This is a genomic window from Streptomyces sp. NPDC102278 (genome assembly GCF_044766345.1).
Lineage (GTDB): Bacteria > Actinomycetota > Actinomycetes > Streptomycetales > Streptomycetaceae > Streptomyces.
The window spans coordinates 69122-80606 of the sequence record NZ_JBIWLV010000023.1 but is presented as its reverse complement, the minus strand read 5'-3'; the positions used below and the strand labels follow the sequence as shown (position 1 = coordinate 80606).

Sequence of the window (11485 nt, the reverse complement as noted above, 5' to 3'; positions counted from 1 at the left end):
CGCAGAATCCAGCTCCGACCCCACCTCATCGACAGCTGTCTCACCGCCACCGGCCTGACAATCAACCCACCGACCCCGCCCTGAAATCCTCAGTAATTGAAAGCAGCAGCACCGGAGGGCCGGAGCGTTGTTGGCTGTTCGCAGCGCTAGCACGGGCCTACGGGGGAGGTTCCGTGGGTGGAGGGACGGCTGGCTCATGTCGGCTTGGCGGTACCTCTTAACCAGGTTCCCTGGGGGCTACCTCGGAAGCAACGGTGCCTAACGCCGTCGTCGGGATCAGCCCCGCGGCAGCCAGCTCAGGTAGGCAGGGCCGGTCCAGCGGCACCGCCCGCGTGCGGGCCTGGGCGCCGAGTCCGGCCCAGTCGGCGGCTTCGATTGTCTGCACCCAGGCGTCCACGTCGTCGGGGTGCAGGATCACTCCACCATCCCCGGTGGCCTCAGAGATCCCGCCCCGGGCGGAGCCGGCCGTGGCGACGCCATGGAGTCCGGCCTCCACGATCACCCGGGGAAACGCGTCCTCGACCTGCGAGGGGACCAAGAGCAGATCGTTCGTGGCGTAGAGCGGCCCCATGGCATAGGTGCGGGGCACCCAGCGGACGTTCGGGTAGAAGGTGAACTCCCGGGCGGTGTCCCACCAGCCTTCCACCAGAGTGAATCGGCGGCCCGGAAGCCGGGCGATCAGCTGGTGGAGGAGGGCCGATCCCTTCGCGGGGATCGGGTTGACCATCAGCACTCCGCCCGAAGTGAGGTGAGCGGGCTCACCGTGGCCAGCGAGGATGTGCGCGTCAGCCTCCGCTGGCACGAACGGCGGGTAGAAGACCACCGTCCTCGTACCGGCTGGGGCCCGGGTCCGCCCGGCAACGAACTTCGACGTGGCGAGGGCGACGTGCGGCCCGCCGTGCAGGACGCCGTGGCTGTTGGCGGAGACTGAGTGCAGCCACCCGGCCACCTGGCTCGTGCGGCGGGCGATGGCCGCGATGTCTGCCGCGCCTTCCTGCGAGGTGATCACCAGCTCCGGTCGAACCTGGGCGAGGACTTCCCGCAGGACCTTCTCCACCCGGTCCTGGGGCACGGCTCGGCACAGGACGCCGTTCCAGCGGTAGCGGACCTCCCTGCCCGTCTCGTCCCACTCGGTGCCGTGGGCCTGAAGGTGGGAACGCAGGTGCCCGAACTGCGCCGACCCGTTCCACGGGGCCTCGTGGCTGCCGAGGTAGAGCACTTGCCACCCGGAGCGGGCGAACTCCTCTGCCAGCAACTGCTGCGAGACCTCCGCCCCGCCGATCAAAAGCGGCGGCGGGGTCCGCCGCCACGCGAATACCACCGTCGGCGCGGTCACCGGCCCGCCCAGTACGTGAAAAGGGCCTGCACCACGGCTGCGGTCGCTTGCCTGTCTCCGTCACCTGAGGCGAGCGCGACCTCACCGGCGACCGGGCGGCGGCCCGGCTGGACGAAGTAGTCCCGGAAGTGGGCCAGGAAGACTGGGTCATGGAGGAAGTACTCCGGCTCCACCTCCTGATGCCCAGCCGCCTTGCGCCGCAGGTGCAGCAACTCGGGTGATACGTCCAGGTAGAGCGTGAAGTCCGGCCGCAGGTGCGGCAGCTTCTCAACCCGAGCTCGGAGCTCGGGCAGGACTCCGAACCCGTACATCTTGTCCATGGCGTGGGTGTGCGCGAGGAGTGTGTCCACGGTCCGGTCGAGGACGATCATCCCGTTGTGCTCTGCTGCGGCGTGGACCCGGGCGGCCTCGATGTCCATGAACTTCATGAACGCCTCGACCTGCTCGTCCGCCGACTGCGTGGACGGGGTGGGGATGTCCTCCTTGCATGGGATGGACTTCACGTAGCAGGGGAAGAACAGAGCGTCCTGCATGGCGGGCACCCGCTTCAGCCGCCCCAGTGCGGACGTCTTGCCGCCGTACGAGGGCCCTTCCATGCCAAGGATGACCGTCATCGTGTCCCCCCGAGCCGGTAGAAGCGCTCGGCGTACTTCCCGCGCGGACGGCCGTCCGCCTCCAGGAGCATGCCGGCCGCCACGGTGTACGCGTGCCGGATCGGCCGGTACATCTTCCTCGCCGGGTGCATCTGCGAGCCGTGCATGTGCAGCAGGGTCACCTTGTCCAGGACGGTGGCGGTGATGTCCTCAACCTCCGGCATGAGCAGATCCCCGGCCCGTTGCTGGAACAACTGCCTGTCGCAGCCGGAGAGGGCGTAGGTGGACCAGAAAGCCGCGTCTTCCCAGAACCAGCGGCAGCCCAGGCGGCGGGCCGCCTCGTGGACGGCGAGGTGGTCGGGGTGGCGGGTGACGGCGGCCGGGGCGATCAGCTCGGCGTCCTCCATCCCGTCCAGCACCTCTGCGAGTTCGGAGGTGATCTGGGCTACCTGCGCCAGCTCGGGCGTCCGGTAGGGCTTTTCGGCGTCCTTGTGACCGAGTCCGACCCGCGTGACCCCGAGGGGTAACAGGGATTGCGCTGCCTCGCGTTCGCGAAGTGCAGAGACGGTCTCCACACTGTTGTAGGTGTTCTCGAGGGAAGGGTGGACGCTGCGGGAGCGGGTGAAGACGGTGACGACGGTCAGCGGCCGGGGGCGGGCGAGGAAGGTCCCGGAGGCGGACAGGACGAAGTCGTCGTGGTGGGGCTCGATGACGACGACCGGCCGCCCGGACGGCTTGCGCGGCTCGATCCAGTACGGCGCAAGGGTCAGCGGTGCGGTGAGCGTCATGATCTCCTTCGTCCCGGTCAGGGCGTCCATCCACTCCCTGTGGGAGGTCAGGAGGTCGGTGGGGAAGGTGTAGATGCCGTCGGCGTCCGGCAGGGGAAGGCGAGTCACCTGGGGTTCTCCGATCATCGGACGGTGGTGGCGTACCAGTTGCGCCAGAAACGGGGCGAGGTCAGGCCGAGGCGGACGACCACGGGGTTCTGCCACCAGAGCATCCGGGCCGTGGACCAGGCGTCGTAGCGGCGCGTGGAGGGCCGCACCCGTAGGTCTTCGAGGACCGCGACCGGCCCGCCCGTGCTGCGGCCGTGGGTGGTCAGCCGGGCGAAGAAGTCCATGTCCTCGCTCATGAAGTAGTCCGGCCGGTACCCGTGCACTGCCTTGAAGGCGTCCCGAGTGCAGAACTGAGTGACGCCCTGGGCGCCGCCGTGGCGGGAGCGGTGGTGGTCCCAGTAGGCGCACAGCAAGCGCGCGCCGAGCCGGGTGGGGGTGTAGAGCGGCGGGATCGCCCCGCCGACGGCCCCGGCGTCCATCGCGGCGACGGCGGCGGTGATCCCCTCCAGCGGCAGGGCCACGTCGGCGTCGGCGAAGAAGAGCATCCGGCCCTCGGCCTCGCGGGCGCCTGTGTTGCGGACCAGTCCGATGCTGTGGACCAGCTCGGTCACAACCCGGGCCCCGAGTTCCTTCGCGACGGAGGCAGTGTCGTCGGTGGAGGCGTTGTCCACGACGATCACCTCTCCCGCCTGGCCAGAGGTGGCCTCCCAGGCGTGCAGCGAGGCGAAGACGGTGGGCAAGTAGCGGGGCAGGTAGCTGGCCTCGTTGTAGGCGGGGATGATCACCGACAGATCGGGATCGGTCACAGCACGGTCCTTCCTGGTTGCGGAGTCAGGGCAAGGTGCAGGCGGGCCGCCCAGGCGTCGCGGTCACGGCCTTCCCGGTGGGCGGCGTAGGTCCAGCCGCGTACGGCCTGGAAGGCCAGGTAGGCGTCCATGAGGCGGGTATCGACGGGCCTCCCGTAGGCGGCGGCCATGAACACCCGGTCGGCCGGCTCCAGGGCGTCGCAGGTCACGAGGGTCTGGGCGAGGTCGTACTCGGGGACCTCAACGGTCGCGGCCTCGAAGTCCACGACGTACTCGGGCAGGTGAGGGTCGCCGATGCCCCCGGGGATGAGGTGCCGGTCACCTCCGAGGATCACGTTCTCCAGGTGGAGGTCGCCGTGGCACCAAACCATTCGTTCCCGGCGGGCCCCGCCTGCGATGACCTCCAGCGCGGGCGCCAGCCGGTTGAAGACCTGCCGGGGGCAGTGGGAGGCCAGGGCACTGACCTGCTGGCCGATCCCCGGAGCCAGGCGGCCCCAGGCCGGGGTCTCCATGGTGTGGAAGGCGGCCATCAGCAGCGCGAGCCGCAGCAGGGCCGCCGGCCGCGGCATCTGCCCGGCCCGCACGGCGTCGCTGAGGGTCTTGGTCCCGGCGTCAGCGGTGATCAGGGCGGAGACGGTCAGCCCGGGGACCGGGCCGTGCCCGATCACGGCGGGAACCCATACCCGCCGAGCCTCGGTCACAGCGGCCAGGAGGCGGGCCTCGTCGGCCGCGCGGTGGGAGGTGTCGGCCGCGAACAGCTTCACCACCACGGGGCGGCCGTCGGCGAGCCGGACCCTGTAGACGGCCGTCTTCGGCCCGGTACGGACCCGGACCGTCTCGGCCGAAGCCGCCCCGGCCAGCTCCACGCAGGCCCGCTCCACCGCCAGAACCGTGCCGCCGGTCACCGGGCACCCGCCCGACCCAGGTGAGCGAGCGTACGGCGCATCTGTCGCCGGTAGGCTCGGACGTCTTCCGTGCCGGGGCACGAGCGCATCCACGGCTTCTGAGAGCCGACAAAGTGCACCACGTGCCCGTCGCGGCGGGTGACCGGACGGCGAAGGACCCGGCGGACCCAGTCCCCGCGATCGAGGAACCGGTCCACCTCGAACCGGTTGAACACCGGCTCCACCGGGTGGGCGGCGCCAGAAGACAGCAGCCACAGGTTCAGGGCGCACTGGTCGTTGTGCTTGATGTACTCCCGGCCGCCGATCAGGGCTCGCTGGACCCCCGCCCGCATGGGGGCGAGCATCGCCGTCGGGACCCACAGCATTCCTGCGTTGAAGTACGCCCGCCCGACCAGGTGGGGCCAGCGCTCGGCGAGGCCGGGCAGGGCCGGGCACTGCCCCACGGCCGAGTTGAACTCATCCTGCACCGCACCGACCCGGTCCTCGGGAAGCGCGGCCAGCGGCGCGGAGACGTCGCCGCGTACGTGCACGTCGGCGTCCACGTAGATCAGGAACGGCCGGTCAAGGAAGCCTGGGGTGAACCCGAACCGCAGGTAGGTGGCGACGGAGATGTAGGCCGTGTCCGCCATGACGCTTTCGGCGGGTGGGGCCTGCCAAGCCAGGTCGAATGACCCGAACCCGCATCGGCGGGCGAAGGACTCCATCACGGCGGCCTGCCCTGGGGACAGGCCGTTGGTCAGCACCCGCACCGCGCTCTCACGGCGGTCGGCCGCCGGCAGGTGGTCGGCGACCGACCCGAGGGTGACCAGAGCGGGCAACAGGTAGCGGGCATCGACGCACAGGCCAATCGCGTACACGAGGGGTGCCTCCAGGGCGGGGAGTCGACGAGCCCGGCCCGGAGCCGTCACAGGCTGGGCAGGGGTGGTCACCTCTCCGCTTCGTCGTGGGAGGTGACCGGCCTCGCCGAGCCGGCGAGGCGTATTTGCTCGCCTGCTGCGGTCGGGCAGGGGCAGACTTCCGGTTCCGGTGTTCCCAAGCAGGCCGGGTCCGGTAGCGGTTCAGGCGGACCGAAGCAGGTCCGTGTTCCGGGCGAGGTGGGCCACCGACTTGGCCAGCAGCCGCAGCGCTATGGCTGGATCACTGATGCCGTCGCGGGCGAGGTTGCGGGCGAATCGGATGGTGCTGGCCGCGATGTCCTTCTCCCTGGACTCCGGCAGCCGGTCTGCGTACCGCTCGGCGGGCACAGCCAGGCTCTGGATGTGCCCACGCAGACGCTGCCGCATCTGGACAGCCGCCTGCCCGGTCGGGTGGTGGTCGGCCAGGGCGAGGGCGGTTTCGACGTCCCCGGCGACGGCGGTGGCCGCAGAGGTGACCGGCGTCTCCACGCCAGCCGAGGTGACGCGTAACTCCTTGTACGGGACTGCTGCCACTTCGTGCTCGAGTACGGCCACGGGTCGCTCCCATCCGCCTGTTGCCCTTCGGTGTGCGGACAAGTAACCCGCGTGCAGACTGCCTTGGACATGACGAAGTGGCCCTCTCCTACTCGCGTGACCACTGACGAAAAGTCCCGACGGCCGCTACCTCGCAGGTCGGCCCCGCCCCTACCGTGACGGCATGGTGCGGAGGCGGAATGCGGAGTTAGAGAACTGGATGAAGGAACACGGGCTCAGCCCGGGGCCACTGGCTGAGCTGGTCAATGACGCTATGGCGGACCTGTCCGGCCGGCGCGGCGCCGTCACGGAACGGACCGTGTACCGGTGGCTGTCGGGGGAGACACGCTCTCCCCAGGAGCGCCAGTGGCAGGCCCTGGAGGCCGTCTCTGGGCTCCCGGCGACCGACCTAGGGTTCGTGCCCCGTGCCCGTCCCGCAACGCCCTCAGCGCGTCAGGAGGACCCTGTGCTTGGCCGTCGAACCTTCATCTCCGTAGCCACCGGCGCGGCCGTCGCCATCACCACCGGCACCGCCGCCGCCCGTCCCACCGTCGGGCACTCCGACGTCGACCGTCTGCGTGGCCTCCTGGCAGAACTCTGGCTCGAGGACGACCGAAACGGCGGGGGCCCCGTCCTTGAGAAACGCGCCTCCGACCTCGCCGCCCGCACCCTGAGCCTCCAGCAGCACGGCTCCGCCAGCCAGCGCGTCCGCTCCCGCCTGTATGCCGTGGCCGCCGCCTTCACCGGCTTTGCCATGTTCGCCGCCATCGACTCCCGCCGCCTGGGCGAGGCCCAGCGATACCTGGAGCAGGCCGTCACCCTGGCCGGGCTCTCCGGAGACGGTCAGGTCCAGCACCAGACGTGGCGGTACGCAGCCATGCTCGCCGGGCAGCGCGGCCGGTACGCCGATTGCCTCGCCGCCGCCGAGGCATGCACTGGCACCCGGGCCCACCGCACCGATCCGCTGTACGCCTCCCTGACGCACTCCCGCATTGCCCTGTCCGCCTCCAGCGTCGGAGATAAGAACCGGGCCCTGCGGGCTCTGGAGCGGGCCCACACCGCGTACGACCGCGCCGACCCGGCCGAGGCCCGCCCCTCCTCCGTCGCCTTCTACACCCGTGGTGAGCTCCACGGGCTGACCGGGATCACCCACTACCGTCTCCGCGATCCGGAGACGGCCGAGTTCCACGCCCACCAGTGCCTGGCTGACCTGCGGCCCGAGCAGCGCCGAAACCGCGCCTACTACCTGTCCCAGGCCGCCTTGGCTCAGGTGGCCCAAGGTGACATTGAGCAGGCCGTGGCCACGGCTACCCACGTCATCGCCCCTACCGGGGCCGACAGCGGACGCGTTCCCCACCTGCTGGGCAGCTTCACCTCCGCTCTCAACCAGGCCGCCCCGCAGGCGGCCGTCACCCGCCAGTGGAACGACCGCACCCGCACCGCCTGACCCTGACGACAAGGAGCCCCATGACCGGCCCGGACATCACCCTGCACCGCTACGGCACCGACCAACTGCCGGCGATCCGCCCCACCCTGGTCGGCGTGTACGCGGAGGTGTACGAGAAGGAGATCGGCGAGGACCCGTTCTTCTCCGTCGACCGGTTCGAGGGCCGCCTGAGTGGCCACGCCTCCCGCCCCTCCTGGGAGGCCGTGGCCGCCTTCGACGGTGGGGAGGCCGCGGGGTATGCCTACACCGCCGCTCTGCCGGAGAACACCGCGTGGTGGGCTCACATGCTTGAGCCGTTGCCAGCCACCCAGGTTGCCGAGGACGGCACCCGGACCTTGGCACTCTTTGAAATCATGGTTCGAGAGCCCTGGCGTGGGACCGGCCTGGCCCGCCGGATCCACGAGGAACTACTGGCCGGCCGCACGGAGGAACGCGTCACCCTTCTCGTCGAGCCCGGCCACCCGAAAGTGAGGGCCCTGTACGAGTCCTGGGGCTACGAGCACATCGGTGACCAGCAGCCCTTCCCTGATGCTCCCGTGTACGCCACCATGCTCCGGCGCTTGGGATGAACTGACCGACGCCTGCGCGGCCGGCGAGGAAGGACCTCAAAATCCCCGGCCGGCTGTTCAGTTCAGGTCAAGATCCGATCGGATTCCACTCCAGTCCCTGCGGACGGATGGGGCGAAGGCCACCGACGGCAGCACGCTGCGGCTCGAGCGATCGAAGGGTAGAGAGACGCCAGTCGGTCGCCACGCTCCACTTCTTGCCGGTCACGTGGGCCGACCAGTACAAGAAGTCCTGCCAGGTGCGGATCCGCTCAACTTCGATCTTGTAAGGGTTGTCGGTCATGCCGCAGTCGGCGTGCGTCGTACGCCAGGCCACGATGTCACTGCGGGTGGTCTCACCGAGGAAGTCCAGCGGACTGTTCGAGTCATCGACGGAATAGAACGCATCGTTTGCGTCGCCTTGGTCCACCCACACGCTGCCCTCCCTGTCTCCGATTGCCTGCTGGCACACATCGCAGATCGCGGTCAGTTCGGGGCTCTGGTCCGTCATGCGGTCTCCATCAGGCTTCGTGCGTTCAGGCCACGGCTACCGTCGCACACCGCGAGGCCACCGGACCGGCGATCGCTGGGCATGAGCCAGCGATGGACGTCGAAGGGGTGGGGGTGCCAGAAGAGTCGGCACCCCCACTGCCGCGGCCATGCTCGGTTACATGTCCTCGAGGTCCTTCACGGTCCACTTCCACTTGTCGGAGGGATCCAGCTCTGCCGTGATCACCTTGTCGAGCTTGAAGTCGTCGCGCCGTGTGTCTTCGACTTGCTGGAGAAACGCTATGTGGAAGCCCTGCGGCAGGGGCGGCCGCTTCGTCGCACTGGACCCGGACTCGACCAGGGTGGTCGAGGCTTCAGCATCCAGCGTGGATGCCGTCACCTTGTCCGGGCCGCAGCGGAGATAGGTGATGGCATCCGCGCGGACCAGAACCTGCTGGTTCCACCCACCCGGCACGTTGGTCAGGACCCAGATGTTGGGCATAACCCCTCCTTGTAATCGACGTGCTGCCCATGATCGTCGTTGGGTGTCATTACGGAACCGGGTTCTACTCAACTGCCCTATCGCAACAGGCGACGTCCGTGACAGCGGGCGAAGGTCGAGAAGTCCTATGCGTGGTCACGAGCGCGATGTCAGGCTGTCTCCGAAACCTGCACGCAGGCTCCGGGAGGGCGACTGTGGCCATCAATATCGAGCTGACCTGGCATGAGTCCGTGACTGTCGGCGAGTCGAACAGTTCATCACGCACGCCAAGAGCGCTGGCGTCGACTCCGCGACAGTGATCGAAGAGATCACTCATGACCAGGATCCGTCGCTGTCGCTGGGCTGGAGGGTGACGGCCATAGGGGCGCCAGCCGCCGAGGCTGGACCGGTACGCGAGGTGTCCATGCCTCACCGGCTCATGTGGAAACTGCACAGCCTGCTGGAGCAGATCGCCAGCGGCGACGGAGATGTGCGGGCTCTCCAGTCTGAGGTGATGTCCCTCGACTCGGATCTCTGGGACGCGTTGATGCAGCACGTCGGGGAGGAGTAGGCGCCGACCAGTTGCACCGGGTGGCGCCGCCGGAAGTTGGGTAGCCCTTGTATCGCCTCGGAGGACGTGGGAGGGAAGAGCGGTGGTCGAGCGGATCTGGCTGGACGTCCCGTACGCGGAGAAAGACCAGGCCGAGGCCGCCGGGGCCCGGTGGGATCCGGCCGCCAAGCGCTGGTACGCGCCCCGCAAGGGCATGACCGCGCTTGAGCCGTGGACCGCGGCTCCGGACGTGCCCGATCTGCTGCCCGGCGAGGACCGCACTCTGGGCGACGCCCTGATCGTCGACCTGGTGCCCTCAAGTCCCGGTCGGCGAGGCGGACCTGGCCAGCGAGTTCCGCGACGCGCGGGCCGACCACGTTCACCAGGTGCAGGGCCGCGGCCAGCATCGGCTGGAGCACTGCGTCGGAGACCGGTGGGGTCTTGTTCTGTCCGACACCAGTTTTGTCCTCGGCAAGCGCCGAGGGTGCGACCCCGCTCCAGGGCCGTAGGTCCGCCGGGACGCGATCGGCGGAGAAGAGTTCCCGGTAGTTGAGCAGGTCAGTCACAATCAGCGCGGCGAGCCGCCGGGTGCTTGAGCCCCGCTCACCGACGACGACATCGTCCTGCCGGGAATGCACGACGAAGGCGACGCAGATCCTCAAGTTTGTCGGAGTCGTCCGGTGGCGCGGCAGGGGGAGATCAGCGCAGCGTCTCTGCGTACCCGCATGTCGGGCGAACTGCCTCTGGAAGGCTGGACCGAGATGTCCTGCACTGCCAACTCGACGAGGTCGGCGCGTCCGACGAACACCCGGACCTGGTCAGGCTCAAGGTGTCGCTGCCGCCATCGGAGCCGGCCCGTCGGAGTCCGGAGGTCAAGGTCATCTAGGGGTTCACCGACTGGCCGCGATGGCTGCTTCTGGACCTCGGTATTCACCTCCCGCCCGAGCCGCCTGCGGTCCCTGTGCACGTTCAGGAGCTGCTTGAGCGCGCGGGACCGCTGCTCGTGCCGCCGCTGATGGCGCTTCCTGAAATCGACCACCCGGTGCTCGGGGTGACTCCAGATCTGCTCGCCGGATCGCCCCAGCGACGCACGGGATCACCTGCGATCGCGCGGGACAGCGTCGGAGCGCCCAGACAGACTGGCAACCTGCCCATGCGGCACGACTCAGACCAAGGATTGCTCTGTGAGGCCGATCGTGGGTACCGACGGCTGCGTCTTCACGGTGTCACGGTGGAAATGGGCATGAGCGGGTTGTGGGTGCCGAGCTCGTGCTGACGGTCGTACACGGTGCCGGTGGTGAGGGAGCCAGGCGCCCACCGGCCGGCGATGTTGCGCTCGGCGAGCCGGACACCGGCATCATGTCCGTGTTGGCAGGGGCCCACCATCCGTGGTTGGGCAGCCAGCCGGCCGGGGAAGCCCGTGCTCTACTCCGCTCTCGTCCCCGAAGCGAGACCGAATCGAGGACCTGGCGTTCGGCGAGGACGCGTCCCGGGATGTCATCACCACCTACCTGAAAGGAACCCGCACGTGAGCACCAGCCATCAGCGCGAAGGCACCGAGGCCGCCATGGCTTCACTCGGCTGGTACAAGTCCAGTCACAGCAGCGGCGACAGCGGCCAGTGTCTGGAGGTGGCACCCGCCGCGGGAGCCCTGTACGTTCGCGACTCCAAAGCCTGCGGGACCGGGCCGGTACTGTGCTTCCCGGTCACCGCCTGGACCTCGTTCATCACTGACGTCAGGAACGACGGGGCCATCTGATCTTAGAGCTCTCCGCAAGACCCGCCCGCTGACCATCGCGGATCCCCTGCGCACCCGGTCCTCCTGCATGTCTGATGCAGGGGGGCCGCGCGGTTCCCCCACGGCGCCCCAACGGGGGGTGGCGTAGCGGATGCGGCCGACGGCACGTTTCTCGCTCGTCGCACCGCAGCCGTCCGCCACCTCACCGCCGCTCTCACCCTCGTGCCGGTTCTGGAACTCGCGCATCTCGTTGCGTTCGCATGCTTCAGGCGTGGCACTTGACCCTGCCTGCCTGCCACCACTTGGGACAGGCTGATCTGGGCGCTGCA

General features: G+C 69.2%; 14 protein-coding genes. 5 read left to right on the top strand and 9 right to left on the bottom strand.

What is annotated here, in order from left to right; translation table 11 throughout:
- Positions 1-217: 217 nt before the first annotated feature.
- From ACIRO3_RS33575 to ACIRO3_RS33545, 7 genes are all read right to left on the bottom strand, one after another.
- Entirely contained in the window at positions 218-1336 is a 1119-nt protein-coding gene (locus ACIRO3_RS33575) for a glycosyltransferase (protein ID WP_404143150.1), read from the bottom strand.
- Positions 1333-1950 (bottom strand): hypothetical protein, encoded by a 618-nt coding sequence (locus ACIRO3_RS33570; protein WP_404143148.1) that lies wholly within the window; start codon positions 1948-1950, stop codon positions 1333-1335. Before ACIRO3_RS33570 ends, ACIRO3_RS33575 begins: the two co-directional genes overlap by 4 nt.
- Complete coding sequence (locus ACIRO3_RS33565) at positions 1947-2825, bottom strand: PIG-L deacetylase family protein (protein WP_404143146.1); 879 nt, start codon at positions 2823-2825, stop codon at positions 1947-1949. The genes ACIRO3_RS33570 and ACIRO3_RS33565 overlap by 4 nt, the downstream gene beginning before the upstream one ends.
- Positions 2826-2839: 14 nt before the next feature.
- Positions 2840-3571, bottom strand: coding sequence for a glycosyltransferase (locus tag ACIRO3_RS33560; protein WP_404143144.1), 732 nt, complete (start codon positions 3569-3571; stop codon positions 2840-2842).
- Positions 3568-4476: a phosphotransferase gene (locus ACIRO3_RS33555; protein WP_404143143.1), complete on the bottom strand. Its 909-nt coding sequence runs from the start codon at positions 4474-4476 to the stop codon at positions 3568-3570. The genes ACIRO3_RS33560 and ACIRO3_RS33555 overlap by 4 nt, the downstream gene beginning before the upstream one ends.
- Positions 4473-5333, bottom strand: a complete 861-nt coding sequence (locus tag ACIRO3_RS33550; protein WP_404143141.1) for a glycosyltransferase family 8 protein — start codon at positions 5331-5333, stop codon at positions 4473-4475. The genes ACIRO3_RS33555 and ACIRO3_RS33550 overlap by 4 nt, the downstream gene beginning before the upstream one ends.
- Before the next feature lie 201 nt (positions 5334-5534).
- Positions 5535-5927 (bottom strand): DUF6415 family natural product biosynthesis protein, encoded by a 393-nt coding sequence (locus tag ACIRO3_RS33545; RefSeq protein ID WP_404143139.1) that lies wholly within the window; start codon positions 5925-5927, stop codon positions 5535-5537.
- 445 nt (positions 5928-6372) lie between these two features.
- Between ACIRO3_RS33545 and ACIRO3_RS33540 the strand changes: the two genes are divergently transcribed.
- Positions 6373-7353, top strand: a complete 981-nt coding sequence (locus tag ACIRO3_RS33540; RefSeq protein WP_404143138.1) for a hypothetical protein — start codon at positions 6373-6375, stop codon at positions 7351-7353.
- A gap of 20 nt (positions 7354-7373) precedes the next feature.
- The gene (locus tag ACIRO3_RS33535; protein ID WP_404143136.1) at positions 7374-7922 is read left to right on the top strand and encodes a GNAT family N-acetyltransferase; all 549 of its coding nucleotides are present in this window, start codon (positions 7374-7376) and stop codon (positions 7920-7922) included.
- A gap of 67 nt (positions 7923-7989) precedes the next feature.
- On the opposite strand, the gene ACIRO3_RS33530 is transcribed toward ACIRO3_RS33535, so the two are convergent.
- Together ACIRO3_RS33530 and ACIRO3_RS33525 are read right to left on the bottom strand one after the other, a co-directional pair.
- Complete coding sequence (locus ACIRO3_RS33530) at positions 7990-8409, bottom strand: hypothetical protein (RefSeq protein ID WP_404143134.1); 420 nt, start codon at positions 8407-8409, stop codon at positions 7990-7992.
- Positions 8410-8565: 156 nt separating this feature from the next.
- Complete coding sequence (locus tag ACIRO3_RS33525; protein WP_404143132.1) at positions 8566-8889, bottom strand: hypothetical protein; 324 nt, start codon at positions 8887-8889, stop codon at positions 8566-8568.
- Positions 8890-9184: 295 nt separating this feature from the next.
- On the opposite strand from ACIRO3_RS33525, the gene ACIRO3_RS33520 reads away from it, so the two are divergent.
- The 3 genes from ACIRO3_RS33520 to ACIRO3_RS33510 all read left to right on the top strand — a co-directional run bounded on the left by ACIRO3_RS33520 (position 9185) and on the right by ACIRO3_RS33510 (position 11177).
- Complete coding sequence (locus ACIRO3_RS33520; RefSeq protein ID WP_404143130.1) at positions 9185-9439, top strand: hypothetical protein; 255 nt, start codon at positions 9185-9187, stop codon at positions 9437-9439.
- A gap of 82 nt (positions 9440-9521) precedes the next feature.
- On the top strand, positions 9522-9971 hold the full coding sequence (locus tag ACIRO3_RS33515) for a DUF5710 domain-containing protein (protein ID WP_404143129.1): 450 nt from the start codon (positions 9522-9524) through the stop codon (positions 9969-9971).
- Between the two features lie 975 nt (positions 9972-10946).
- Positions 10947-11177 (top strand): DUF397 domain-containing protein, encoded by a 231-nt coding sequence (locus ACIRO3_RS33510; protein WP_404143127.1) that lies wholly within the window; start codon positions 10947-10949, stop codon positions 11175-11177.
- Positions 11178-11485 lie beyond the last annotated feature (308 nt).

Bases quoted from the DNA above. Each gene is read 5' to 3' on its own strand.
- ACIRO3_RS33535 (WP_404143136.1), top strand. From the start codon at position 7,374: ATGACCGGCCCGGACATCACCCTGCACCGCTACGGCACCGACCAACTG.
- ACIRO3_RS33530 (WP_404143134.1), bottom strand. From the start codon at position 8,409: ATGACGGACCAGAGCCCCGAACTGACCGCGATCTGCGATGTGTGCCAG.
- ACIRO3_RS33570 (WP_404143148.1), bottom strand. From the start codon at position 1,950: ATGACGGTCATCCTTGGCATGGAAGGGCCCTCGTACGGCGGCAAGACG.
- ACIRO3_RS33525 (WP_404143132.1), bottom strand. From the start codon at position 8,889: ATGCCCAACATCTGGGTCCTGACCAACGTGCCGGGTGGGTGGAACCAG.